This window comes from Pseudomonas umsongensis, from assembly GCF_002236105.1.
Lineage (GTDB): Bacteria > Pseudomonadota > Gammaproteobacteria > Pseudomonadales > Pseudomonadaceae > Aquipseudomonas > Aquipseudomonas umsongensis.
In genome coordinates this window covers 1093733-1119999 of sequence record NZ_NIWU01000001.1, presented here as the reverse complement: position 1 = coordinate 1119999, position 26267 = coordinate 1093733, and the positions used below count along the sequence as shown (strand labels likewise).

Sequence of the window (26267 nt, the reverse complement as noted above, 5' to 3'; positions counted from 1 at the left end):
ACATTAACGACACCAGGCGTTACCGGGAGGCGCCATGCCTATTGCCGACGACACTGTTGAATATCTGCGCAAGTACGCATTGCTGCTGACCACGGCGGAGTCGTGCACCGCCGGCAAAATCATCACCCTGCTTTCCGAGGTCGAAGGCAGTGGAGAGCTGATCGAGAGCGGCTATGTGGTCTACTCACCCGAAGCGAAGCAGCGACTGTTGAGGGTCAATCCCGACACGATCGCAACGTTCAATCTGACCAGCTGTGAAGTGGCGCGGGAAATGGCTCTGGGAGCCCTGCACGACAGCACCGCCTATGTGGCTGTGGCGACGACAGGCATCCTTGGCCCTGATGACGTCGACGGGATTCCCGCTGGCACCATTTGTTTTGCCTGGGCTTATCAGACCGAACGGGGGCTGAGCATCTTCAGCCGGCAGCATCGGTTCATCGGTTCGCGTTGTGAGGTGCAGCGGTTGGCGGCAGACCACTCATTGAAGCTGCTGCCGCATTTTCATCAACGTGCGTTGGCCGGCGAGTGTGGGTAGAGACAGCCATGGGCGACAAAGCCGATTACCGGAGTTGCGATTGAGTGCTGTGTGCAACACAACTTCCTGATGGCGCTTGAAGCGCTTTGGCTGTGGCGCCGGCAAAAGATCTTCCTGGACGTCTACCGCTATTGGCTGAAAGTGTTTGCCCTCACCGTGGCGGTGGGCACGGCGTCGGGGCTGATTCCCTAGTACCAGTTCGGGCTCAACTGATCGCGGCTGTCGACCCAGGCGGGAGACACCCTCGGCCCGTTGATTTTCTGCGAAGTGCTGGCGGCCTTTTTTCTGGAGGCGTGTTTTCTTGGCATCATGTTGTTCGGCATGAAGAAGGTCGGCCCGCGCCTGCATTTTTTTGCCACTTGCGCCGTCGCCATCGGATCGCTCTTCAGTGCCTTCTGGATCCTGTCGGCCAACTCCTGGATGCATACACCCGCCGGTTACGCCATTGGCGCAGATGGACGCTTCATTGCACGGGATTGCTGGGCAATCATCTTCAATCCTTCCTTCCCTTATCGGCTTGCGCACATGACCTTGGCCGCGTTTCCTGGTCTCGCGACACTACTGGCCGGCGTCAGTGCCTGGCAGCTGTTGCGTGCGGATTCGCTGTACCTGCGGCATGACCTGAGTAGCACCATCGCCGCCCTCGACGAATTCCCGCCCCAGGACATCCCCCCTGTGCACGGTGTTCTTTGCTTTTCGCGTCATGGTCGGCCTGGGCCTGTTGATGTTGGGGCAGGGCGTGGCCAGCCTGGTCCTGCGTGGCGACATCGCCTGTATGCCACGCGCTGGATGTACAGGTGGAGTGTCGGGATGACCTCGGCTGGATTCCTCGCGATGTTGAGTGGGTGGACAGCGACAGAGGTTGGCCGCCAGCCGTTCACCGTTTATGGATTGCTGCGCACGGCGGACAGCCTGTCAGCGGTTACCCGGGACAGGTGGTAGGCGCGACATGGACAATCCTGGCGTTCTACCTGGTGATCTTCGGCGTGGGCCTGTGGGTGCTGCTGGCAGTGTTGGCGTGCCTTGGAGAGCGACAAACAACGTATGGGAGATTAGCTTGGCGGTTGGCGCATGGGGGTGAGCAGGTCAACAATCGATTTGCCTGTCGCCTGCCCCCGATTTTCTGGCTGCCCAATGTGTCAGCGCAGTAAGAGTCCCGCGGCCCTGGCTCGCAAAGCCATTACCAGATTGGCTGGCATTTTTTTGATTTCTTCAGGCCAGAGCGCCAGATGCCCCCGAAATTCTCTCGACTCATCGTCGAATTTTGAAATATCAGCAAGCACGAAGCTGTATCGACTGAGGTAAGCCGCAGACAAATCATCGGCCAACGCCCGCGCAGGCTCGCCGGCTAACGCCAGGCACCATTGGGCAATTTCAACGATTCGTTCACTGGGCGTACGCGGCGCCACACCGTGTAGGAAGTTCAGGATGTATTGGTTGTAGAGCAGCGCGCCTTGCTCGGGCTCTTCCGTAGGGTTTCCGGGGCAATGTCGTCGTTCCCAGGGAAGCATGTAGACCATTTTGTCCAGCGCAGTCTGAAGAACATAATCCGACGGCTTAACCAATCGATGCATAATCTTCTCCGGATAAAAAAACGGTTTAGCTATGGTAGCTCATCCATGGAAGCCAATAGCCTGTATGAAGAAATTTGGGGGAAATATCCGTTGTTGCGGTAATGGCCACTTAGAGTTTGGGCCTTACGGCGACTTACTTTTCCAAACGTGGGAACGCCGGGCCAGCGAAAAACTGGGCAACAGGCTCTTGGTTTGACGGGGTACCCAAATCCAGAGCTAAAGCGAGGCGGCCTGAAAGCCGACCTGACTTTTTCGGGTGCACCTGGATGATCGTTCCCACGCTCTGCGTGGGAATGCCGCCAGGGACGCTCCGCGTTCCGCTGACGACGCGTTAATTGAGTCGTGCACGACGGTGATACGGGGTGTCACAGGAAGCCCTGTGTGGAATTGGTTGCCTGCGTACATATCCATTGCTGCGGTAACGGCGGCTTATGGTTTCGCTTTTACAGCGACTCCCTTTTTCAAACACCAAAAAGGAAGCAAAAGGCTTTGCCCCACCACTCGGTGCCTCGCTTGGGCTCGGCATGCCCTCACTCCGGCATTGCTCCGTGGGTCGCCGCGATGGGCCGTCCCTGGCCCAGCGCGGCTAAACCGGCGTCCTGCCGGTTTCCCCACTGCGCAATGCCTGCGTTCGGCCATCGTGGTTAACGGGGCGCTCGCGATCAAAAGCAAAGCGAGGCGGCCTTAAAGCCGACCTGCTTTTTAGGTGATGCCTGTGTTGATCGTTCCCACGCTCTGCGTGGGAATGCCGCCAGGGACGCTCCGCGTTCCGCTGACGACGCGTTAATTGAGCCGTGCGCAACGGTGATGCGGGGCGTTACAAGAAGCCCTGTGTGAATTGGTTGCCTGCGTACATATCCATTGCTGCGGTAACGGCCACTTGTGGTTTCGCTTTTACAGCGACTCCCTTTTTCAAACACCAAAAAGGAAGCAAAAGGCTTTGCCCCACCACTCGGTGCCTCGCTGGGGCTCGGCATGCCCTCACTCCGGCATTGCTCCGTGGGTCGCCGCGATGGGCCGTCCCTGGCCCAGCGCGGCTAAACCGGCGTCCTGCCGGTTTACCCACTGCGCAATGCCTGCGTTCGGCCATCGTGGTTAACGGGGCGCCTGCGATCAACAGCAAAGCGAGGCGGCCTGGCTTGAAGTGAACTCGCTGATCGTTCCCACGCTCTGCGTGGGAATGCCGCCAGGGACGCTCCGCGTTCCGCTGACGACGCATTAGTTGAGCCGTGCGCAACCGTGATGCGGAACATCACAGGATGAAAACGATCAGGTCAGTCCGCCTCGCATAGCTTTTGCTCTACATTGGCTTTTTGAAGGTTCTGCCCAGTGGGGGCGAGTTCATACACCCAGTCCAAATATGCTGCCATCTGCTGCGCAGGACCTGCGGCCCTGGCTCGGCCACACGATGAAACTGGAAAAAATCCTCTAAACAAAACCATCCCGCCGCTCAGCCACCAACAGCAACGACTGCGGCGCTGGGCTTTGCGGGTGCTGCGGCTCTTGTAGCCCCGCCAGCCGGAACCCGGCCATGTCCAGCGCATTGAACCAACTGGACAAGGTTCGCAAGTACCACGGCATCGGTTGCCACTGCCCCTCGAATCCGCCGAAGGTCTCTTCCCGCCAGCCGTCCTGATAGTCGCCCGCAGCCACGGTCCATGGATGCAGCGTCTGGATCACCAGCGCGCCGCCGGGGGCGAGCAGGGCGTTCATGGCTGCGAGCAAGGGGATGATGTCCTGGTGCAGCAAGGCGAAGTTGGCGCAGATCAGGTCGTAGTCGCTGCCGATTGAAACCTTCGAATCCACCAGCTCTTCATAACTGGCCAGGTACACCGTTGAGGCACCGGCCGCCCGCGCTGACTCGACGAGCGTAGCGTCGCCGTCCACGCCGACGACCTCGATGCCTCGTTCCGCCAATGCACGCAACAGCCAGCCCTCGCCACAACCGAGGTCAAGCACGCACTCGGGTTGGCGGCCCATTATCGCCAGCAGGATGGCCTGGTCAGTGACATTGCGGCGGCTTTCAATGGCGCCGGTGCGCACGGCTTCGATCCAGGCGTGGGCGTTGTGGTGCCAGCTCTGGAGGAGTGTGGTTTCGTCGGCAGGCATGGCAATGTCCGAAGTGGTGGGGCTGGATAGAAGCATAGGACAGGTGAACGCAGACCATTGGTCCTGCTGCGGCTGATTGGGACAATGCGCCCTGTGCGTTGTCGAATGGAGTGACAAGCAAAGGTGCATGAGCTGGACGTTGTCGCACCCGCGTTTTGCAATCCTGTTCAGATTGAGAGGTGGACTGATGAACAACATAATCTACATCGTCGGGGTGGTGGTGATCGTCGCGGTGGTCCTGTCGTTCCTTGGGTTTGCATAGCTGGCGTCAACGGGCACCAGCGACGGTCTGAGACAGTCCGTCGCTGAGCTTTAGGTTATCGGTTAAATCGCTCGGCCAGGCTGTGCAGGTACTCGGCCATCCCTTCGAGATCCTGGCTGATGGCCGCGCCTTGCTTGGCCTGCCCCGCACTGTGATCGCACAGTTGAGCAATTCGCGTGATCTGTTGATTGATATCTTCGGTCACGTGACTTTGCTCTTCCGACGCCGACGCCATCTGCTGGCTCATATCGGTGATCCGGCTGACGGCCTGGCTGATACCGACCAAGGCAGCCTGCACCGCCTCGACACGCTGCATGCTGTCGCGAGAAATCTGTTCACCCCGGGTGGCCGTCGTGACTGCGCGATCGGCACCGATGTGCAGGGAAGCGATGATGCCGTGGATCTGTTCGGTTGAGGTGCGGGTGCGTTGGGCAAGGGATCGCACCTCATCGGCAACCACGGCAAAACCGCGACCTTGCTCGCCTGCCCGGGCCGCCTCGATCGCCGCGTTGAGCGCCAGCAGGTTGGTTTGTTCAGCAATCGACGTGATGACATCCACGACGCTGCCGATCGACTGCGTCTCGCTCGCCAACGCATTGACTGCTTGGGCGATTTCGTTGACGGCGGCGTTCATGGCCTCCATGGCGCGCAGGCTTTGTCCGGCCAACTCGCTGCCGTCCCTGGTCAACTGGTCAGCCTCGCAGGCGGCATGCGCGGTGCTGATGACGTTTTGCGTCACTTGCTGGTTGGTGGCCGCCATCTGTGAGATGGCGGCGGCGGACTGATCGGTTTCGCTGCGCTGGCGGTCAAGTGCCTGCGCTTGCAAGCCGGACAACTCGGATGATTGCGCCGCCTTGGCCTTTACACTGACCCCGGCATCCACGAGTCGACTCAAGGCTGTCTGCAAGCGGGCTTTCTCACTGAGCATGGCCATGTCCAGTTGCCCCTGGGGACCATGGTTATCGCTGTAGGTGAGTGCGACCAAGCGGTCGGCAAAAGCTTTCGGATGCTCGGCCAGGGTGCGCTGTATGGCGTTGCGTTGTCGGGACACGATCAGGAACCAGGCAATCCCCAGGCTCACTACCAGCACCCCTTGGGCCGCCGCTTTTTCCAGCCACTGATCAGCCAGCAGTGAAACCGTGGTTGCCATCAGTAATGGCCAACCCTGTTGCAGCGGCCGGAAAATCCGCGCACTCAGCGCGACGATCGGCTTGCCGGCGCGCATCCTTGCATAAAGCGCGCTTGCCCTGCGCACCTGGTCGCGACTGGGCACCGAACGAACCGACTCGTAACCGCTCAGGCGGCCGTTTTCATAGATGGGCGTGACGTAGGCACTGACCCAATAGAAATCACCATTCTTCGCACGATTTTTCACAATCCCCATCCAGGGCTTGCCTTGCTTGATGGTGTGCCACATATGCACGAATACCCCGGGCGGCATGTCGGGGTGCCGGACCAGATTATGCGTCTGACCAACCAGTTCGTCGTAGGTGAAACCGCTGATGTCGACAAACGCGTCATTGCAGTAAGTGATTCGGCTATCGAGATCGGTGGTGGAGATCAGGCGTTGATCGGCGGGGAATAATCTTTCATGGTCGGTTACGGGCAAATTCACACGCATAAAATGCGATCCCTATACGGATTTTTATTATGGTCTGGAACAGGTAAATCAAAAAATACGCGATGTGTTCTACGCGTATCCCGCGAGCGCCGACCCCGCATCGGACGACACTTTCTTTTCATTTGATGACAGGGGTGCCCTGCGTTTTTCTCGGCCTACAAAACCGGTGCCCAAGTCAACCTTACTCCTTTCCATGAGTTGGTTAGCCTGCTCACGAATTGGCCTGGTATTTGCTATCAATTAGCCATCTGAGTGTCGCAATGGACGAAGTAGATGTCGCTATCAAGTAATTTCATGCAATTGTCCGCCAACGAAAAACGCTGGCTACCCTGGTTCGGCAAGACTGGAAAACTCACGATGGGCTGGTCGTGCTGGCTCAATCGCTCGGCTTATCCGGTGATCGAGCAAACCTTCGAAGCCATCGCTGAAACCCGAGTGCAGTTGCTGCAGAACTGGACGCGCGAGAAGTGGGAGCACCTGGCGGAGCTGGCGGAACACCTGAGTGCTGATTTCGCCAGCCTCGACAGCACTTCATTGGTGGACAAGCTCGTCCAGGCGGAGGATTTTTCGGAGTTGTTTGTCGTTGACGCCAGCGGCAGTGTCATCGTTTCAACCTGGAGCCAGCGCGGCAAAGCTCGGCTGGAGCACACCCGCGCATTGGCGCAAGGATTGAAGGCGCCGTTCCTTCATGGCCCTTACAGCGATCTGCTGACCTTGCAAATCGGCCCCTCGTCTTCGCGCTTCTTTGATGAAGTCACGCTGATGTTCTATCAGCCCCTGAGGGTCGATGGAAAAGTCCTGGGCTGCCTCTGCGGCCGCATACCCAACGATGTGTTGGGCGATCTTATCCAGCGTGAGGCCGGGCACATTTTTGCCGAGTCGGGTGACAATTACCTGTTCATGGCGCAATCGCGTTTCGATCCCGCCATTGAGCCCGGTACCGCATTGTCACGCTCACGTTTCGAGGACGGCACCTTCAGCCACGGTGAAAATCTGAAGAGTGGCGTACACACCCCCTGGAAGACCGTGCAGATCCAGCGGCACACCGAGCTTGAGCTGCGCTTCACCGACCCGGCGACGCAACAACTGCACCCCGGCGTACGCGAGACTATCCGCAAGGGCTCCAACCTCTTCGTGACGTATCCCGGTTACTCCGACTACCGGCACATTCCAGTGGTGGGCAAGGGCGTTACCTTCCAGTTGCCAGGGTCACCGGACCGCTGGGGCATGATGTGCGAGGCTGACCTTGAGGAGGTATACCGCCGGCGCTCGCTCAGCCACGGCTTGATGAAGCCCTACATCGCGACCATGACCGGACTGTTCGCCTGTAATTTCCTGGTCCAGCACTACAGTGGCCTGGACCAGGGCATGATCGATACCGTCGAGGTCTTGAGCATGGCCGGCGCCGCGTTCCTGTTCAGCCGGCTCGGGCCCAAGCGCCTGGCGGCAAGGTTGAACGAGATGACGGGCGTGATCCGGACCATTGCCGAAGGCGAGGGCAACCTGCGTCAGCGCCTGGACATCAAGCGCATGGCCAATGATGAGACGGGCGACATGGGGCGCTGGATCAACAGTTTCATCGACCATCTGGACTCGGTGGTAGGGCAAGTGGTGAAGGCCAGCAGCAACGTCGGCACCACCAACCAATTGATGCTGGGGCGCAGCCAGGACGCCAGCCTCACCTCGACCGAGGTGGCCGAAGCGGTGCATCACATGATGATTATCGTCGAAGACCAACTGGGCGAGATCCAGCAGGCCTCCGCCAGTGCCGAACAAATGAAACAGGCGATGGATGAAGTGGTTAGCCGTGCTCGCGAGCAATTTCTGGCGGTGCAGGAAGGGACGCAATCCATTCGCGATGTGGTCGAACGTTCTTCTTCGAGTGTGCAGTTGCTCGACAGCAGGATGACCCAGATCGGCAAGATCACCGGCCTGATCAGCGACATCACCAACCAGACCAATCTGCTGGCGCTCAATGCGGCCATCGAGGCCGCACGCGCAGGGGAACATGGGCGAGGTTTTGCAGTGGTCGCCGACGAGGTGCGCAGCCTCGCTTCACGCACCTCACGGGCGGCCGATGACATTCGGCAGATGGTCGAAGGCCTGCAGAACGAAACGCAAAAAGCCGTCAGCTTCATGGAGGAGGGCGTCAAGGACGTCGATAACAGCCTGCGCCTGGCCGAGGATGCCTCTTCGGAAAACGTGCAGCTGCATCAGGCGGTAGAGAGCATGTTTGCGATCATCCAGCAGCTCAATACTCGTAGCCTCGACTGCGGCCAGACGATCAAGAAGGTCGACCACTGCTCCACGCAAATGCGCCAGACCGTGGTGGTGCTGCAAAACAGTGCCGAAACGGTCAGGCTCAATGCCAATAAACTGCAGAAGCTGGTGGGGCAGTTCGAGGTGAGCGGCAATGGCGCGAGAGTAGCGGCTGTTTGAGTCCGTACGCCGGTGTATTCGGTGCTGATTGATATACCTTGAAATGAGCCTGTTATTCCATAAAACAAGTACTAACGATTTTTATATTGCGTTTTAATCTAATCAGTTATTTTCGATTGATTGGAGTACTTGTCTTTGAAAAGCAAAGCGTTTTTACCCCTTGGCCTGGCCTTGCTGACTCTCTGCTCAACAGCGTCCGCAGGGCCATCCTTGATCGCGTCACGCAAAAAGGCGAGTTGACCGGCGTCCTGATGGAAAGTTATCCGCCGTTCTCTTTTCTCAACGAGCAAAACCAGTTGGAAGGGTTTGACGTGGATGTGGCCAAGGCGGTTGCCCAACGTCTTGGCGTGAAGCTCAAGCTGGAAACACCATCCTGGGATGTCATCGCCGCCGGTCACTGGAACGGTCGTTATGACATCTGCGTGTGCTCGATGACGCCGAGCAAGGCCCGCGCCGAAGTATTCGATTTCCCTGTCGAATACTACCAGTCGCCGGCGGTGATCGTGGTGAATGCCAGTGACAACAAGATCACGGCAGGCAAGGATTTGTCTGGCAAAAAAATCGGGGTGATCAGCGCCTCGACATATGAAGCCTACCTGAACAAGGACCTGGTGATCGAAGGTGCCGAAGACAAGCCTTTGAGTTTTCCTTTCGATAATGTCCAGGTGGCGCCGTACGACAACGAGACCGTTGCCTTCCAGGACCTGGCACTGGGTACAGGCGTGCGCCTTGACGCGATGGTCACCAACCTGATCACGGCCCGCGAGCGTATCGCCCAGGACCCTCGCTTCAAGATTGCTGGCGATGCGCTGTATGCCGAACCGAACGTGGTGGCGATTGAAAAGGGCGATGCGCAATGGAACGCCAAGGTGACCGAAGTCATTGGCCAACTGAAGGCTGACGGAACGCTGGGCAACATTTCGCAGAAGTGGATCGGTGCCGACATCAGCCAATGACAGCCCAGAACCCATACCCGGCCAAAGCGACGGTGGCCGCCGAAACCGAGAAGCGTCGTGTTCACCTGTTATCGGGATTTCGCACGCGCCTGTATCTGACGTGGGCGACGCTGTTGGGATTGTGCGTCATGTTTTTCATGAGCTTCGATCTGAAGTTCTCGATCATTCTGGAGAAGTTGCCGAATCTGCTTGGACTGCACCTGGGGCCGAACGGTTTCCTGCAAGGCGCCGCGCTGACGTTGTTCCTATGCTTGTGTTCGATCTGCCTGTCCTTGCTGCTGGGCTTCGTGACGGCGCTTGCACGACTGTCACGCAGCGCAGTGGCTTACGGCATCGCCAGTTTCTATGCCTCTTTTTTTCGCGGCACGCCGCTGCTGATCCAGATCCTGCTGATTTACCTGGGCTTGCCGCAACTGGGCGTCGTACCTGGCGCTATCAGTGCGGGGATCATTGCGCTTTCGCTTAATTACGGGGCTTACCTCAGCGAGATCTTTCGTGCCGGTATCCAGGCGGTAGCCCCCGGACAACGGGAAGCGGCGATGGCGTTGGGCCTCAGGCCGGCAGCGACTTTTTTGCACATCATCTTGCCGCAAGCGATGCGCACGATCATCCCGCCGACAACCAGTCAGTTCATTTCAATGCTCAAGGACTCATCGCTGATCTCAGTGATGGGTGTGTGGGAGGTCATGTTCCTGGCGCAGTCCTATGGGCGTTCTTCTTATCGCTACATCGAAATGCTCACCACCGCCGCCGTCATCTATTGGTTGCTGTCCATCGGGCTTGAACTGATCCAGCACCGCCTTGAACGCCACTACGGCAAAGGTTTCAAGAACCCGCGTTGATGTTTCGCCCCCCGTTTCTTACTTAATCAGGAACCACGATGTCCGATCCAACTCCTCTTCTGTTTGCGCTCTATGAGCAAGCCAGCGTGGGCTGTGGCGGTGCGCCAAGCCTTTGGACTCACCCGGCTGATGAACGCCTGGCAATCAATTCCCTCGGCTACTGGTCGAACCTGGCGCGCATTGCTGACCAGGCGCACCTCGACATGCTGTTTTTTGGCGATGTACTGGGTTTCTACGACGTGTTTGGCGGCAACGCTGATGCGGCGATGAAATGGGCCGTTGAAGCACCGGCCAATGACCCGCTGATGATCATCCCGGCGTTGGCCGCCGTCACGCAGAACCTGGCCTTTGGCGTTACCGTGACCACCAGCTACGAACATCCCTTTACCCATGCCCGACGCTTCAGCACCCTGGATCACCTCACCAATGGCCGGGTCGGCTGGAATATCGTCACTTCATACCTGTCCAGCGCCGCCCGCAACTTTGGCCTGGAGCAAATGATCAAGCACGATGACCGGTATGAGCGCGCCGAAGAATTCCTGGATGTGGCCTACAAACTCTGGGAGGGCAGTTGGGCCGACGACGCTGTGGTCGCGGACAAGACGCGCCAACTCTACGCCCGGGGCGAGCGCGTGCGTGCGATCAATCATGCGGGTGAGCATTACCGCGTGGCCGGGCCGCACCTGACCTCGCCATCGCCACAACGCACGCCGTTGCTGATCCAGGCGGGCTGGTCGGGGCGCGGTCGTGAATTCGCCGCCAAACACGCCGAGTTGATTTTCGTTGCCAAGTCCAACCCCCAGGAGATTCGCTTGGGGCTGGAGGAAATCCGGGCCAAGGCCCAGGCACGCGGTCGTCACCGTGACGATGTAAAGTCGCTGACGGTGTTGCGTATTGTCACCGCTAAAACAGAAATCGAAGCCCAGCGCAAATATGACGAGTTGCAAAGCAACTATCACCTGCAGGCACAGCTTGTGAGTTACGCGGGTGATACCGGTATTGATATCGGCCGCTACGCCGACAATGAGGCACTGTCCACCCACACCGAAGGCATGACTTCCTACGTGGTGCATCCCGATGGCAGTGGCAAACCCTTGACCGCGGGTGACGTCAAACAGCGTTTTGCAAAGGTCACCCGAGGTAGCGATCTTATCCTGGTGGGCACGCCACACCAGGTGGCCGAGCGCATCGAGGAGCATGCGCGAATCTCCGGCACCAGCGGCTACATGCTTAACCCGCTGATCAGTCCCGGCAGCCTTGAGGATTTCGTTGAACTGGTCATCCCCGAGTTGCAAAAGCGCGGGCTATACCGCACCCGGCCGCAAAGTGGCACCTTGCGTTCACGGTTGCGCGCCGACGGTTCGAGTCATTTGCCTGCCTCGGCTTATGGCGCCTCGTTCCGTTTTGACTGAGTGTTGCAGGCGGATGCGCAGTTGAGGTCAAACGGCACATGCGCCTGCACCCCGGTTGCCAGCGTCGTCATCGCCTGGCGATGAAAGGAACGCCCCCGCGCGATGGCGCCGCGGCGCGATTGTGTTGGTCCTTGTCCTTCAATGCGCCGCGACAGGTTGGCTAGCCGGTGCATCGGCTTGGGTGCGAATGATCAAGAGTGCTGCCGCTGCTATCGCCAACGGCACGATCAGCGCTGAGTAATAACCGGCAGGACCTCCGTGCTCCAGAAACCAGCCGCCGCTTGCCGATCCGATGATGGCGCCCACCCGGCCCAGTCCAATCGCCCAGCCGGTTGCGGTTGCCCGCAATGCGGTGGGATACGCCTGGGCAACCATGTAGTTCAAGACGATTTGCTGCCCACCAATGCCCAGGCCTGCGAGACCTGCGAGGGTGAATACCAGCGCCCAATGGGTGCCACTGTTCGCCAGGCCCAGGCACAGGGCAATACCGAACACAAACAAGGCCAGCAGCAATAGCCGAACGTTGATTTTCGGCAAGATGATCGACAGCGGAATGGCACACACGACAAACACGGCGTTGACCGCAACAGTGCCCATGGGTGCCTGCTCTGCCGGCAGTCCCGTTGCTTTGAGAACAGTGGGCAGCCAGGACAGGAACATGAACCATGCCACCCAGTTGAAAAGGTAGACCGTCCATATGCCAAAGGTATTGCGCGCCAGGCCGCCAGAGAACAGGGAGGTGACGCTGGTTTTTACATCGACCTCCGGGACGCTGTAGGTGCTGCCCGGGAGCGTTGGGTTCCTGGTGATGCTGGCGACAATTTTCCCGATCTTCTCAACGCTGCCATGGGTCCGTTGCCGGGTCAGGAAATACAACGACTCCGGCAGTGCGAACATCAAGACCACCACCAGTACCAGTGGCACGATACCGCCAACGGCAAAGATGCCTTGCCAACCAATCGAGGGCAGCATTTTCGCAGCCAGCAATCCGCCAAGAATGGCGCCAGCGGGCAAACCGAGCAGGACCGTGGTCATGATCGTGCCGCGTTGTCTTGCGCTGCCATACTCGGCGGCGAGCGAGAGAACCACGGGTGTCGCACCGCCCATGCCAAGCCCGGCGATAAAGCGCAAGACCAGGATCTGCTCGGTAGTCTGGGCAAATGCCGTTGCCAGGGAGGCGAAACCGAACAAGGCAACCGACCCGATAATGGCGGGCCGGCGGCCGAATTTGTCGCCCATCAGGCCCAGTACCATGGCACCGAGCACCATGCCGACAATTCCGGCGGTCAGTATGGGCGCCAAGGCGCCTGCGCCGAGTCCGAATGCCTCAGTGATCGAGGGACCGGTGAAGGCAATGGCTTGGGTATCGAATCCATCAAGAATGGCGACGAAAAAACAAAGGGCGAAAACCCGCCACTGAAAAGAGCTGACTCGAGTGCTATCGATCAGCTCGGGAATTGAATAGTGAGTGCTCATGACTGCTCCAATCAGTAAGGCATTTTTTATAGTTTTTACGCGCAGGCAGACCCTGCCGAATCACAGGCTAAGTGTGATGTCCGGTGGGGTCTAATATCATTTGGGTGCTAAGCGATACCTTGGGGGTATGGTAGGCAGGCGCCAGCGAGGCACTTGTCATTGAAAAGATTTACGGGCTGAAGAAAAGCAAAACGCGCAGTTCGAAACTGCGCTGTAGTAACGGGTCTGAGCGAAGGGCGAAAGCATCCAGGCCAGTGTGCCTGCCATTTTATTGGCTGGAGCGAATGGCCCCTCCATCAATCAACAGGTTCTGCCCGGTCAGGTAGCCCGCGTGACTGCTGCATACGAAGGCGCAAAGAGCACCGAACTCCTCGGGTGAGCCGAAGCGTTTAGCGGGAATTTGGCTACGGCATTCGTCGAGGAATGCTTCACTGTCCTGGCCCAGTTCCTGCGCGGCGGCGTCCAGGTTGTCACGCAGCCGATCGGTGTCGAACGAGCCCGGTTGCAGGTTGTTGATCGTCACGTTACGACTGGCAATGTTTTCCTGCCGGGCAAGCCCTGCGACAAACCCAGTCAGGCCACTGCGTGCACCGTTGGACAGGCCCAGGCTCTCGATAGGCGACTTGACCGCACTCGAGGTGATGTTGATGATGCGGCCGAATCCGCGGGTCGCCATGCCGTCTACCGTTGCCTTGATCAACTCGATAGGGGTCAGCATGTTGGCGTCGAGCGCCTTGAGCCAGGCATCGCGGTTCCAGTCGCGGAAATCCCCGGGAGGAGGGCCTCCAGCGTTGTTGATCAAGATGTCGAAATGCTCATGGGCCGCGAGGGCTGCCGCACGCCCCTCTGGTGTTGCAATGTCGCCGGCGACGGCGATCACAGTCACTTCAGGATTCAACGACCTGAGCTGACGGGCTGTTTCATTCAGTGCCTGTTCGCCTCGGGCAGTGATCACCACGTTCACGCCTTCGCTGACGAGTGCCTGGGCGCAGGCTTTACCCAGGCCTTTGCTGGCAGCGCACACCAGCGCCCAGCGTCCTGCTATTCCAAGGTTCATGCGTGTGTTCCTGTAAGAAAAAAGCTCAAGTGAAGGGGCAATACTGTTCACTCAAGCATGGGGTTGTAGTTAAGAACTGGATTGGGTGTGTATCCATTCCTGCGGTAACGGCCACTTATGGTTTCGCCCTTCCAGCGACTCCCTTTTTCAAGCGCCGGTACGGACCGGACACATGGTTAACGGGGCGCCAAAAACAAAGCGAGGCGGCCTTATCGCCGACCTGATCTTTGCGGATACCCCCAATCCCCTGTGGGAGCCAGCCTGCTGGCGATTGACGTTAACGATAACGCGCCCCGTCTGGATGAACGCGGTGCCTGGAAGTCCATCGTCGGAACGCCGCCCGGAGCAGGCTCGCTCCCACAATGGGATCGCAGACACACCTGCAATCAGGTCGGCGATAAGGCCGCCTCGCTTTTGCTTTTGCTTTTGCTTTTGCTTTTGCTTTTCTTGCCCCTCGCGGCGGGCGGCGTTCCGTTTTTCCAAGTGACCCGCTGTAAAAGCGGAACCCTAGGTGGCCGTTACCGCAGGAATGGATATACACCCAATCCAAACCCGCCGCGCCCCAACCTAAAGTGAACAGCATTACAAGAAAGGGGCTGTCTATTCATGCAAGATCCACCGTTGCAGACGGTCTTGGCGATCGTGCCGCAATCCCCATGAAGCGCCGCACCCTCTCTCCTTGGGCATCGCACAGGATGGTTTCAGGTGCAGCATCGAGTTGGATATTACCGTTTTCCATGAAGATCACCCGGTCGGAGATCGACATGGCAAAGTCCATTTCGTGGGTCACGATCAGCATGGTCATGCCTTCCCTGGCCAGGTCGCGGATCACGTTCAGCACGTCGTTGACCAGTTCAGGGTCGAGGGCTGAGGTCGGCTCGTCGAACAGCATGATCTGCGGCTCCATGGCCAGGGCCCGGGCGATCGCCACACGTTGTTGCTGTCCGCCGGAGAGCTGGTGCGGGTACTTGTGGGCATGGGCCAGCAGGCCGACCTTGTCCAGCAGCGCATACGCACGATGTTCACTCAGCTCGCCCGGCTGGCCGTGGTAACGCGGTGCCAGGGTGACGTTGTCGAGAATGGTGCGGTGCGGAAACAGGTTGAAGTTCTGGAACACCATGCCGATGTGCCGCACGCCTTTGCGCAGGCGGGCGCTGTTGGGTTTGTCCGAGGCTTCGATGAATGTTTCGCCGAACAACAGGATATCGCCGCTATCGATGCTTTCCAGGCCATTGACCGTGCGGATCAGCGACGTCTTGCCGGAGCCGGATGGCCCGATGATCGAGACCACCTGGCCGTAGTCGACACTCAGGTCGATACCCAGCAGCACTTTGTGCGTGCCGTAGCTCTTCTGGATGTTCTTCAATTGCAGGATAGGCGTCGCGTTGTTGCCGGCTGCCTTGCGCGCACTGTCGGGCAAGGCTTCGGCGCAGGCCTTGAACTTGGCCACGGCGGCGTCATCGAGGGTGTGCGGCTTGCGGAAGTTAAGGTCCAGGTAGCGCTCCAGGCGCTGCAGGAAAAAGCCGAACACGGTGACGATCAACACGTAGTACACGCCGACCGCCGCCAGGGTTTCCATGACCAGGAAGTTGGTGGCGTAGAGGCGTTGGCCGACCGTGAGGATTTCGGTCAGGGAGATGACCGAGACCAGTGACGTAAGCTTGACCACTGTGATGTATTCATTGATCAGGGTCGGCAGCGAGATACGGAACGCCTGGGGGATCACGATCAAGCGCTGCATGCCGAACAGGCCGATACCCAGCGCGCGCCCGGCCTCCTTTTGCCCCTTGGCCACGGAGATCAGTCCACCGCGGTGGATTTCCGCCATGTACGCCGCTTCCGTGACCACCAGGGCCAGCAAGCCGGAATAGAAGGGGTTGGACAGGATCGGCCCGCTGCCGGGAAACAATTGCGGCAAGTTGTAGACGAAGACCACCAGCACCAGCAGCGGGATGCTGCGGAAGAACCAGATATAGACTGCTGCGGGAATGCGCAAAAAAGGCGAGTGGGACAGCTTGGCCGTGGCCAGGACAAAACCCAGCAGCATGCCGATGAACCAGGCCAGGGCACTGAGCTGGACCACCGTGACGCAGGCATTCCAGAAGTCTGGCAGGGAGAACAGGGAGAAGAAATACGACCAATCGAATTGCATGGGGCACCTCGATCTGCCGCCCCTAGCAGAGGCGGCAGATGACCAGACTACAAGGACAGGTTTTTAGTTTGAGGTCGGTTCTTCCAGGCCATATTTCTTGAGGATAGCGGCGTACTCACCGCTCTTTTTGGTTTCCTCGAAAGCCTTTTGCACAGCCTGGAAGGTTTCGTCGTTACCTTTCTTGACGAAAATGCCCAGGGTTTGTTGATAGATCGGGTGCTCAGTGGTGATCACGACCCGGCCATTGGTCTTTTCCGCGATCATTTTTGCCGCACCGGCGATTTCGACCTGGGCCTGGATGTTTTTGGACAACAGGGCCTGGGTCACTTCGGGTGCCGAGGGATACTCGCTGACGGTGATTGCGCCTTTGTTGTTGGGCACGCAGTACTCATCGGACAGCTTCCTGAATTCCTTGACCCAGGTCGTGCCCTGTTCCAGGCCCAGTTTCAGTCCGCACAGGTCTTCAGGCTTCTTCGCATTGATTTCGCTGCCTTTGGGCACCATGACCGCGGCACCGGTGTTGGCATACGCAATGGTCTGGGCCTGGGTCTGGCGCTCCGGCGTGATGTACATGCCGGAAATGATCGCGTCGTACTTGCCGGAGTTCAGGCCAAGGATCAGGCTGGGGAACTTGGTGTCGACGAACTCTGCCTTGGCGTTCATGTGCCTGGCCAGTGCCGCCGCCAGCTCGGGATCGGAGCCCACCACGTTTTTGTCCTTGTCATAGGACTCGAAGGGCGGGTAGGTGATTTCCATGCCGACCTTGAACGTGTCTGTCGCGGCCATGCTCACCGAGGCACCGAACATTGCGGCTGCCATTACAGCCAGGCCCAACACGGTTTTCTTATTGTTTTTCATTCTTACTGACTCCGGCGTAGGTAGGGGGTGAAGCTGAAAACTTCAATCAGGACGTTTGAGTCTGATTTTTCAGATGTCCGAAACTGGCGGGCTTGCGTGCCTTGCCTGGCAGTTGAACGTCCCCGTTGGCCACTCTCTGGCGCAGATACTGATAGGTCTGCAGCGCCTGGCCATACATGTGTTCGCCGATCGTGATCTCTTCGTAGTCGTTGCCAGCCTGGGCGAATCCTGGCAGCGGTTTGATCTGGGTGTGATAGTCGCAGGCATAGAACAGCGGGAAGGAGTAACGCTCCTCTTTCACACTGCGCACCCGGTGCGCCGTGGCAACGAATGCGCCTGCGGTCATCACTTCCAGCATGTCGCCGATGTTGACCACAAAGGCATCGGCAATCGGTGGTGCATCGATCCATTGTCCGAGGTTATTCATCACTTCAAGGCCCGGTTTGTCGGCCAGGAGAATGGTGAAGCACTCGTAATCAGTATGGGCGCCAAGTCCCGGTGCGTCATGGGCGGCTCCGTCGAACGGGTAGTGGATCAGGCGCAGTTTTGACGGCGGACGGGTGACCAGGCTGTCGAAATAGTTTTCTTCCAGGCCCAAGGTCAGGGCAAAGCCTGCGAACAGGCGCCGGCCCAAGGCGAAGATCGCTTCATAGTAGGCCTGCACCGCCGCCTTGAAACCTGGCATCTGCGGCCAGTCGTTAGGTCCCAGCAGCGGCGTGTTGGCCAGCACCAGCGGGTCATCGGCCGGGACTTCGAAGCCGACGTCGAAGGCTTCCTTGTGGTCCGGCTTGCCTTTGGAATAGACCTCTTCGCCTTCGGGTACAAAACCCTTGTGGGTTTGCGAAGTGCCGATGTAGTGCTGCATCTTGGTGTCGAAGGGCTGGTCGAAAAAGTCCTTGGCCGCCTTGCGCAGGTTGGCGATCAGCTGCGGGTCGATGCCGTGATCGGTGATATAGAGAAACCCGACATCGCTGGCGGCGCGCCCCAATTGTTCGGCCACGGCCAGGCGGTGTTCCAGTTCAAAACTGAACAAGCCGGCGATGTTGACCACCGGGATGCTGTTGAAGTTGGCTTTGTGTGTGTCAGTGCTGAGGCTTTTATTTTTATTGTCAGGCATGACGCGTCGGCTCCCTAAGGATGGCTTGAGTGGTAGAAACGCTCGAAGTGTTCGCGCTCGGTCTGGCCCATCCACACGTTCAATGACCACAGATCGGCCACCGGGACATTAGTGAAGGGCAAATGATGCAAGTAGCCGTCGGCGCCGAATTCCGGGGTCAGGGTGCTGACCTGGTAACCGCGGGCTTGCTGCGAGCGCCAGATGCTTTCCCAGTGCTGCTGGTGGAAAGCCAGTTCATTGGCATATTCAGGTGCTGCCGGGTGCGGAACCTGTGGGCCCTGGTCATAGCCTACCCGGGCCTGGATATGGTGAACCCGCTCGACGAAAGCGCTCAGGTCATCGGCCGGATCATTCAACAGGCGCTCGCAGGTCACGACCCAATGGCTGATGTCACTGGTGAACAACAAGTCGGGCAGTTGCCGAATCAACTCCAGGGTTACCCAAGGGTTGAACAGCGACCGCGAGCGGTGGGTTTCAAAACTGCAGACCTGGCCGTGCTTGCGCGCCAATTCCAGTGCCTGACCGAAGAACTCCACTTGTTGCGGCAAGGCCCAGCGATCATTGCCTGCCAGCACGTTGACAAAACGCGGGCCGAGTTCGGCGGCCCAGGAAAGTTTGCGGTCGAGGTCATGGAGATGAAGGGCAGGGGACGCCGACTGGTCCGGCAGTACATCGTAGGCGGTGAAGATCGTGCTGATGTAGCCCAGGCGATTGGCCTGCAGAAAGGCTTTGAACTCAGCCCTTTCACGTGCATCCAGTGGCAGGCGTGCTTCCATCCCGTCAAAGCCTGCGTGCAGCAGCTCTTCAAGCGCCTGGGCCTTGCTGGCGGTGTAGCCCCACAACGTGCGGAAAATTTCCAGCTTCATCGGTGATCCTCGGCGAGTACGTTTGGGAGCCGATGTTAGGCATAGCTGGGGGCGTCAAAGAATCGGAAAACTCAAATCAACACTTCAGACTTTTATCAACAAATAGCTGGCTACTTATCGTGCCTTTCGAGGGGTATTCAACAGGCGAGCAGGCGTCTACGTTAGGGATTACCGAGAGGTGCCACTGTTACGGCATCATTTTGAAGAGTCCCAAGCTACGCAGGGCGCAACTTTTGGCCCTGCGGTTATGACTCATCTTCGTCCAGTAGTGATGTGGCCCGGCTGTTCAGCAGTGAGCCCGCCTGGAAGTAACCCATCACCGTGGTCACGCTGCGGTGTTCGGTCATGGCCATGACTTCGCCGAGCGGTACACCCTGGCGACCGGCCTCGGTGACAAACCCAGAGCGCAGGCTGTGCGCTGCCCAATCACCCTCAAGGCCCGCCAACTTCGCTCGGCGCTGGACAATGCGTGCCACCTGATCGGCCGACAAACCCGCAGTCCCGACCTTGCCGCCTTTATACATCCGCCGAAACAGCGGGCCCTCCTGCGCCGGCGCAGCCTTCATCCAAGCCGTCAGCGCCTGCGCCGCCGGGCCGCGCAGCGGCTTGTCACGGCGCACGCCACCGGTGTCGGTCTTGGTCGCGCCCAGGGCGTACAGCCAGGTGTCGGCATCCAGTTGGCGCACATCGCCCACTTGCAGGCCCACCACTTCCGAGCGGCGCCGCCCGCCACCGCTCCAGGCGAGCAGGAGCAGGGCGCGGTCGCGAATGCCGCGCACGCCATCGGTGCAGGTGGCGAGCAGTGCCTGCAAGGGTTCCAGCACGATCGCGGTTTTCTTGCGTACCGCCACGCCCTGGCGCGACTGGGCCTTGCGCGCTTCACGCAGCAGGGTCTTCAACGCCGGCGCTTGCGTGGGACTGTCCCAACCCTTGATCCGGTGCCATTTGCCGAGCACGGCCAGGCGGTGACTGACCGTGTTGTAGGCCAGCGCTCCGGGTCTGCTTTTGACTCGCGCCTCGACCAGCGCCGCGTCGATGCTGGCCGGCAACAGGTGCGCCCAACCGCCATCGGCCAGGGGGCGTGCCAAATGATCGACAACAAACTGAACCGCCACCGTGGTCGGCAGCGGTGCATCGCCCAATGCCAGGCCGTAACGCAACTGCAGCCAGGCCGACCAATAGGTCAGGGCGCTGCGATAGCTGCGCACGGTATTGGCTGCGGTGCCGGCAGCAAGAAACGCCGCCGCTTCCTGGGCGTTGATCGCCAGGGAATGCGGGTTTAGCGGGGTTTCGTCGACCAAGGGTAATTGATCTGTAACATTTAATACGTTCAACGTATTATAATTCCAATAATCGAAATATAACGTCGGATAACAATCCATTATCAGACCTAATATACCCGGAGGTTGGCCATGGCAATAGGGGTGCCGGAAAACGAGGTGTTTGCTGCGGCGGACGCGGTGTTGGCCCGTGGCGAGCGACCGACGGTGGAGCGCGTACGGTTGGAGTTGGGCCGTGGCAGTCCGGCGCGGGTGGGTGGTTTGCTCGATCAATGGTGGACGCGCCTGTCCGAGCGGCTGAGCGGCGAGACTCGACTGCCGACACTGCCGGGCGAGGTGTCGCAGGCTTTTGTAGCGGTGTGGCAGCAGGCGATTCACCTGGCACAGGGCGTGGCCGAACAGGCGCTGGACGAACAACGGCAGGTGATAGCTGCCGAACGCGAACGTGTCGCCACCGTAGAGGAGCAGGCGCGGCAGGATGCGGCGCGGTTTCGTCAGCAGGCGACGGAGGCCATGGCGGGACGCCAGGCCGTCGAGACACGACTGGCCGACCTCGAGTTGCTGCTGGCGCAACGTCAGACGCAGATCGAGGACCTGCAGCAACAGCGCGAAGCTCTGCTGCGTGAGCGCGGTGATGTCCAGCAACAAAATCAGGCATTGCAGCAGGATCTGCAGGCGCTGCGGCTCAAGGCCGAGCAGGAGCGCGTTGCCCAGGAGAGCTACGTACGCAATGTGGAGGATCGTGCTCACCGCGAGGTCGACCGCGCCCGGGAGGAGGTCAAAGCCGTGACCGCCCACTTCAAGGAGGCTGGGCGGCAGATCGAGCAGTTGCAACGGCGGCTGGAGTCCATTCAAACCGAACTCAGCCAAACCCAGCAACGGGCCGCAGCTCAGCACGCGCGTGCCGAGACACTGGAGCAGCAACTGGCCCAAGTACGTCAGCCACCCGCGACAAAACGCAAGCCAAGGACACGAAAGGCCGCTGCGCCGAAGAGCGTTTCCTGAGGAGGGTTACGAGCGCCTGTCGACAGGGGCTGTCACCGATTAGCTTTATCCCTGGTTTCCGGGCGGACTGACCCGGTGATTTTGTTGATAAAGATCAACATCACACGGGCGACGCCATATGAGCATTCCTCAATGCATGTGTGATGCAAATGGCGAGGAGTGCACCCAGATGGCCCACAGTAAAATTGACTTTCGTGCTGCAGCCCGCGAGAAAATCCTCAGTGGTGCCACGCAGTTGGCGGACGCCGTGCGCGTGACGCTGGGCCCGAAATCAAAATCGGTGTTGATCCAGAATAAATGGGGCAATCCCACGGTCTGCAACGACGGTGTGACGATTGCCAAGCGCGTTGACCTGCAAGACCCCGAGGAAAACCTGGGCGCGCAAATGCTACGCCAGGCCGCCGAGCGCACAGGCGAGGCAGTAGGGGATGGCACCAGTACCTCGACGGTGCTGGCCCACGCCATCCTGGCCGATGGCATTCGCAACGTTGTCGCGGGTGCCAGCGCTATCGACCTCAAGCGTGGCCTGGATCGCGGCTTGTCGTTGGTGGTGGATTCACTTGTCGCCCAGGCGCGGCCCGTCAGTACGCCCAAGGAAAAGGCCCAGGTCGCCACGCTGTCGGCGCATAACGATGCTGTCATCGGTCAGTTAGTGGCGGATGCACTGGAAAAAGTCGGCGTTGAAGGCGTCGTCAGCGTCGAAGAGTCCAAGACCACCGAAACGGTGGTTGAAGTGATGGAAGGGATGCGTTTTGACCGCGGTTATGTCTCGCCGTATTTCGTCACCGATGCCGAGAAAATGCAGGTCGAACTCGATGACGCCTATTTGCTGCTCTGCGACCACAAGATAGGCGCGCTCAAGGACCTGCTGCCCATGCTCGAGCTTGTTGCCAAAAGTGGTCAACCGCTGGTCTTGATCGCCGATGACATCGAAGGTGAGGCGTTGACCACCCTGGTGGTCAACCAGATACGCGGCATCCTGAGGGCCGTGGCCATCAAGGCGCCCGGTTTTGGTGATCGGCGCAAGGAAATGCTTCAGGACATGGCTGTGCTGACAGGCGCGACGGTGGTTTCCAACGATTTGGGCATCACGCTGGAGCAAGTGGAATTGGGCCAGCTCGGGCGGGCGCACCGCGTGGTGGTGCAAAAGGACAGCACGGCATTGATTGGTGGGGCAGGTACGAAGGAGGCGATTGAAGCGCGGTTGCAACAGATTCGCACGCAAATGGAGCACACCACCAGCGATTACGACCGGGAAAAACTCCAGGAACGACTGGCCAGGCTGTCTGGTGGAGTGGCAGTGATCCGGGTCGGGGCGCCTTCGGAGGCGGAAATGAAGGCACGCAAGGATGCGCTGGATGACGCCATCTCGGCGACTCGCGCGGCGATTGCTGAAGGCACTGTGCCAGGGGGCGGGCTGGCCCTGCTCAAGGCGGTCCCGCTGATCGCGGCCGAAGAAGCCCGGTGTGAGGGGGATGTCAGGACCGGTCTGCAAATCCTTCGCCGGGCCCTGGAAGCCCCGGCCAGGCTCATCGCGGAAAACTCGGCGGTGGACGCGGGCGTGGTGGTTGCGCGCATGCTAGCAGAACCCGGCAACGTCGGTTTCGATGCGTCCGCCAACTGTTACGTGGACATGTACGAAGCCGGCATTATCGATCCGACCAAAGTGGTGCGCATTGCCCTCGAAAATGCCGTATCGGTGGCCAGCATTCTGTTGCTGACGGAGGCGACCATCACTGATATTCCGGAAAAGGAATCACCCATCCAGCCGCCTTTTCCTGAATGAGCAGGCCGGCTTGGGGCGCTCAGGTATAGGCGGCTGTCTCGGTTAACGCCAGGTGATTGAGAAGCGGATTTTCGCCGTGCAAATAACCGAGCGCCTGCTGCATCAGCAAGATGGATTTTTGTCTTTTCTCATGGCGCGTGGTTGGGTCGGCATGACGTTGCGCTGCACCTGCGAAGGAGAAACAGCGTGTAGCGGCACGCAGGGAAAGGAACAGCGCCAAGGGTTCGCAGTCTTCTTTCCAGGTGCAGTGGTTGATGTAAGTGGTCAAAAGACCTGCACCGAGCGTGTTGAGGCCGTGGTGTTGCAGGTCCATCAGCACGAATGCCAGATCGTACAGCACGTCAATGCAGGCGATCCGTTCACTGAACTCGATGCCGTCGAACAGGGTCGGCTGCCCGTCGAACAGGCAGATATTGGCCAGGCGCAAATCGCCATGGCAGCGGCGTACGCGGCCCTGGCTGCGTCGCTCTTCGAGGCACGCAGTCAAAGATGCCAGCAGCTTCCTGGAGGCATGGGCAATCGAGATGATTTTCGCGCTGTCGAGAAAAGAGCCATAGCGGGACATTTCCCGATAGTTTTTCTCGATCTCTTCATACAGGTTCGGGATGCGCCCGAAGGACGGAGTGATCCGGGCGCAGGCATGAAAGCGGGCGATCTCGATGCCTAGCTGCTGCATCATCGGTTCGGTCAGATGCCCCTGGACGGCCATGCGGTCAAACAGGCCATCCTGAGCAAAGCGGCGCATCACCACCAGCCAGTCCACAGCGGGTCCCTGGCCGTCGAGCACTAATTGGCCATCGGCCTGGCGGTTGATCGAACTCACGCGCAAATACAGCGTCGGCGCTGTTCGTCGGTTGAGCCACAGCTCTGCCCGGCAGGCTTTTTTCCGGCTTTGCAGGCTGAGGAAGTCCAGTTCGGCAAACGCCACTGCACGCTTGAGTTTATAGGCACGGTCGGCATGCAGGAAAATCACCGAACCATGGGTCTCGATTCGCTCCACAGGCTGGTTGGACGTATCGTAGGCGGATGGTCTGGAGAGAAAGGCAATCACTTCGTCTTGTTCGTTGCTCATCCCGGCCTCCTCATCTCCAGCCGTCCTGAGGCCCGCCAGCGCTTGCCGTCTTCCCGTCAGCGGGCGGCGCCGTGGCGCACGACCTCTATGCAAAAGTCCTGCTCAAACGGCGGTACGTTGCACTCGACGACGTCAGCGGCGGCAACTTGCAGATGCACACCGACAATGTCGGCCCGGATTGGCTGCCGGCAGATGTGCCGGTCGACCAATACAGCGGTGTAGACCCGGCGAGCTCCCAGTTGTGCCAGATAGGCGCAGGTACGCAGCAGCGAATGGCCTTCGAACAACACATCATCAACCACCAGCAACGTGGTGTTGGCGAGGTCCAGTTTGGCCAGCAGCGGATTTTCGGTCAATTGCGTGAACGGATGCAGCACTTGCAGGTCGTCGGCATAGCGCTTGACCTCAAGTGGGTAAAGAGGAAGTTCCGGTTGGCCGGTCTGGTGCGCAATGTGCTGGCGCAATCGTTGAGCCAAGGGCTCACCGCGGCGCTTGATTCCAATCAGGGCGGCGTGCGCCGGTGGCAGCAGGCTGGCGGCCTGGCGCGCCATCGTCTGCAGCACGTCATCGAGTTCGTTGCGCTCATACAGGCGCAACCGCTGACTTGCCAATAGGATCGTCATTGCCTTCTCCTGCCTGTGAGCCTTGGGGCACGTGCGTTTTCAGTCAATGTAGCCCGGTTGGCCCTGGCGCGATTGATATTGATCAATCGCGATCAAATCAAACGTCGGCCGGCTCGACGGTCTGGTGACGCGCATGGGCGGCAGCGGCCTGGTGTGAGTCGCTTGCTTGCGCAGGCACTTGATATAAATCAACGCCAAGGTCGCCTCGACGGAGGATTCTGAATCCATGACACAGGTGCCCGAGCCACCGACGAACACAGCAATGGGTGGTGGCGGGCAGCGACATAAAAGCAAGCTTCGTGGAGTCCGATCATGAGCCAGTATCAACGGTTATTGCTGATCATCAACCCGGCCCTGCGCCAGTCTAAAGCCATGGATCATGCAGCCGCCCTGGCCAAGGCCAGCGGTGCCAGCCTGCACATTGGCGCCTTGATTCCATCCTGGAAGCTGTTGTCGCTACTCGAAGAAGGCGACCGGGAAAAGGCTCGCGAAGAATATCTGCAAGACCAGCGCAATTGGCTCAAATACCAGGCCGATCATCTGCGCAACAGGGGTCTTGAAGTGACCGCCGAGGCGAAATGGGCCGACGACCTGCAGCAAGACATTCTCGATTACGTCGCAGAAATGCAGCCCGACCTGTTGATCAAGCAGGTACAACGGGAACCGGCGCTCAAGCGTGGGTTTTTTACCCCGCTGGACTGGCGTCTGTTGCGTCATTGCCCGATACCGGTCTACCTGCCTGGCGAAGGTGATCACCCTTTGCCGCGCAAGGTCGTGGCAGCGGTGGATGTTTCCAATCCCCTGGTACAGGACGACGAGCTCAATCAGCGGATCATCCACCAGGCGTCCAGCCTGGCTATACAGTGTCAGGCCGAATTGCACCTGGTGTATGCCTGCGACGCTTCTGCGCTGTTCCTGGGCGATATGGGCGGCGGGGGCTTGACGCTCGCGGACCTCTACAGTCAGTTGCGCAAGGGCCATGAAAAAACCTTCCTCGACCTGGCTGGCCGGTATGGCGTGCCGGCTGACCGGCGACATTTCATCGAGGGCCATCCTGTGGCCGTGCTGCATGCGTTCGCCGATGAGCAACAGATGGACGTGATTGTGATGGGCAGGGTCCAGTCCCATGGCTTGGACAAACTATTGGGCAGCACCACCGAACATACCCTGTACCAGGTGACGTGCAGCATCCTGGCCGTTTAGCGCGGTTCGGCCAAGGCCACAG

The 26267-nt window shown here is 59.3% G+C and carries 22 protein-coding genes and 2 pseudogenes; 11 read left to right on the top strand and 13 right to left on the bottom strand.

What is annotated here, in order from left to right:
• Positions 1-34: 34 nt before the first annotated feature.
• The 3 genes and pseudogenes from PSUM_RS04940 (at position 35) to PSUM_RS32425 (ending at position 1477) form a co-directional block, all read left to right on the top strand.
• The gene (locus tag PSUM_RS04940) at positions 35-535 is read left to right on the top strand and encodes a CinA family protein (protein WP_083349118.1); all 501 of its coding nucleotides are present in this window, start codon (positions 35-37) and stop codon (positions 533-535) included.
• 69 nt (positions 536-604) lie between these two features.
• Positions 605-1075: pseudogene (locus PSUM_RS32075) on the top strand (cytochrome ubiquinol oxidase subunit I); the annotation flags it as partial.
• Positions 1061-1477, top strand: coding sequence for a cytochrome ubiquinol oxidase subunit I (locus tag PSUM_RS32425; protein WP_331717107.1), 417 nt, complete (start codon positions 1061-1063; stop codon positions 1475-1477). The pseudogene PSUM_RS32075 and the gene PSUM_RS32425, both read left to right, overlap by 15 nt.
• Before the next feature lie 197 nt (positions 1478-1674).
• Here PSUM_RS32425 and PSUM_RS04930 read toward each other — a convergent pair whose 3' ends face one another.
• Positions 1675-2109, bottom strand: a complete 435-nt coding sequence (locus PSUM_RS04930; RefSeq protein WP_020799224.1) for a hypothetical protein — start codon at positions 2107-2109, stop codon at positions 1675-1677.
• 1428 nt (positions 2110-3537) lie between these two features.
• The gene (locus PSUM_RS04915) at positions 3538-4218 is read right to left on the bottom strand and encodes a class I SAM-dependent methyltransferase (protein WP_033044633.1); all 681 of its coding nucleotides are present in this window, start codon (positions 4216-4218) and stop codon (positions 3538-3540) included.
• Positions 4219-4345: 127 nt separating this feature from the next.
• Here PSUM_RS04915 and PSUM_RS32340 point away from each other — a divergent pair, with 127 nt between their 5' ends.
• Entirely contained in the window at positions 4346-4480 is a 135-nt protein-coding gene (locus PSUM_RS32340; RefSeq protein WP_020800447.1) for a hypothetical protein, read from the top strand.
• Between the two features lie 55 nt (positions 4481-4535).
• On the opposite strand, the gene PSUM_RS04910 is transcribed toward PSUM_RS32340, so the two are convergent.
• Positions 4536-6101 (bottom strand): methyl-accepting chemotaxis protein, encoded by a 1566-nt coding sequence (locus PSUM_RS04910; protein WP_020800446.1) that lies wholly within the window; start codon positions 6099-6101, stop codon positions 4536-4538.
• 273 nt (positions 6102-6374) lie between these two features.
• Here PSUM_RS04910 and PSUM_RS04905 point away from each other — a divergent pair, with 273 nt between their 5' ends.
• From PSUM_RS04905 to PSUM_RS04890, 4 genes and pseudogenes are all read left to right on the top strand, one after another.
• Positions 6375-8540 (top strand): methyl-accepting chemotaxis protein, encoded by a 2166-nt coding sequence (locus PSUM_RS04905; RefSeq protein WP_083349117.1) that lies wholly within the window; start codon positions 6375-6377, stop codon positions 8538-8540.
• 135 nt (positions 8541-8675) lie between these two features.
• Positions 8676-9496, top strand: a pseudogene (locus PSUM_RS04900) (transporter substrate-binding domain-containing protein).
• The gene (locus tag PSUM_RS04895; protein ID WP_083349115.1) at positions 9493-10338 is read left to right on the top strand and encodes an amino acid ABC transporter permease; all 846 of its coding nucleotides are present in this window, start codon (positions 9493-9495) and stop codon (positions 10336-10338) included. Before PSUM_RS04900 ends, PSUM_RS04895 begins: the two are co-directional and overlap by 4 nt.
• Positions 10339-10376: 38 nt before the next feature.
• A complete protein-coding gene (locus tag PSUM_RS04890; protein ID WP_033045516.1) occupies positions 10377-11750 on the top strand; it encodes an LLM class flavin-dependent oxidoreductase in 1374 nt (457 codons plus the stop codon).
• 138 nt (positions 11751-11888) lie between these two features.
• Here the strand turns inward: PSUM_RS04890 and PSUM_RS04885 are convergent, their stop codons facing one another.
• From PSUM_RS04885 to PSUM_RS04855, 7 genes are all read right to left on the bottom strand, one after another.
• The gene (locus tag PSUM_RS04885) at positions 11889-13226 is read right to left on the bottom strand and encodes an MFS transporter (RefSeq protein ID WP_083349114.1); all 1338 of its coding nucleotides are present in this window, start codon (positions 13224-13226) and stop codon (positions 11889-11891) included.
• Between the two features lie 268 nt (positions 13227-13494).
• Entirely contained in the window at positions 13495-14283 is a 789-nt protein-coding gene (locus PSUM_RS04880) for an SDR family oxidoreductase (protein ID WP_083349113.1), read from the bottom strand.
• Between the two features lie 604 nt (positions 14284-14887).
• Positions 14888-16435 carry an amino acid ABC transporter permease/ATP-binding protein gene (locus PSUM_RS04875; RefSeq protein WP_020801304.1) on the bottom strand — a complete coding sequence of 516 codons (1548 nt, stop codon included), beginning with the start codon at positions 16433-16435 and terminating at the stop codon, positions 14888-14890.
• Positions 16436-16498: 63 nt separating this feature from the next.
• Positions 16499-17293: an ABC transporter substrate-binding protein gene (locus tag PSUM_RS04870; protein ID WP_020801303.1), complete on the bottom strand. Its 795-nt coding sequence runs from the start codon at positions 17291-17293 to the stop codon at positions 16499-16501.
• A 46-nt stretch (positions 17294-17339) separates the two neighbouring features.
• Positions 17340-18410 carry an isopenicillin N synthase family dioxygenase gene (locus tag PSUM_RS04865; protein ID WP_083349112.1) on the bottom strand — a complete coding sequence of 357 codons (1071 nt, stop codon included), beginning with the start codon at positions 18408-18410 and terminating at the stop codon, positions 17340-17342.
• A gap of 14 nt (positions 18411-18424) precedes the next feature.
• A complete protein-coding gene (locus PSUM_RS04860) occupies positions 18425-19276 on the bottom strand; it encodes a sugar phosphate isomerase/epimerase family protein (protein WP_083349111.1) in 852 nt (283 codons plus the stop codon).
• 245 nt (positions 19277-19521) lie between these two features.
• Positions 19522-20610, bottom strand: coding sequence for a site-specific integrase (locus PSUM_RS04855; RefSeq protein WP_083349110.1), 1089 nt, complete (start codon positions 20608-20610; stop codon positions 19522-19524).
• A gap of 78 nt (positions 20611-20688) precedes the next feature.
• Here PSUM_RS04855 and PSUM_RS04850 point away from each other — a divergent pair, with 78 nt between their 5' ends.
• Positions 20689-21561, top strand: coding sequence for a DNA-binding protein (locus tag PSUM_RS04850; RefSeq protein ID WP_083349109.1), 873 nt, complete (start codon positions 20689-20691; stop codon positions 21559-21561).
• Between the two features lie 169 nt (positions 21562-21730).
• Complete coding sequence (gene groL / locus PSUM_RS04845) at positions 21731-23347, top strand: chaperonin GroEL (protein WP_083349108.1); 1617 nt, start codon at positions 21731-21733, stop codon at positions 23345-23347.
• 19 nt (positions 23348-23366) lie between these two features.
• Here the strand turns inward: groL and PSUM_RS04840 are convergent, their stop codons facing one another.
• The 3 genes from PSUM_RS04840 to PSUM_RS04830 are packed head-to-tail and all read right to left on the bottom strand — an operon-like array spanning position 23367 to position 25270.
• The gene (locus PSUM_RS04840) at positions 23367-24419 is read right to left on the bottom strand and encodes a phosphotransferase (protein ID WP_083349107.1); all 1053 of its coding nucleotides are present in this window, start codon (positions 24417-24419) and stop codon (positions 23367-23369) included.
• 56 nt (positions 24420-24475) lie between these two features.
• Positions 24476-25042 (bottom strand): phosphoribosyltransferase family protein, encoded by a 567-nt coding sequence (locus PSUM_RS04835; RefSeq protein ID WP_020801296.1) that lies wholly within the window; start codon positions 25040-25042, stop codon positions 24476-24478.
• 39 nt (positions 25043-25081) lie between these two features.
• Positions 25082-25270, bottom strand: coding sequence for a hypothetical protein (locus PSUM_RS04830; protein WP_083349106.1), 189 nt, complete (start codon positions 25268-25270; stop codon positions 25082-25084).
• Between the two features lie 84 nt (positions 25271-25354).
• On the opposite strand from PSUM_RS04830, the gene PSUM_RS04825 reads away from it, so the two are divergent.
• On the top strand, positions 25355-26245 hold the full coding sequence (locus PSUM_RS04825) for a universal stress protein (RefSeq protein WP_020801294.1): 891 nt from the start codon (positions 25355-25357) through the stop codon (positions 26243-26245).
• The last annotated feature ends 22 nt before the right edge of the window (positions 26246-26267 follow it).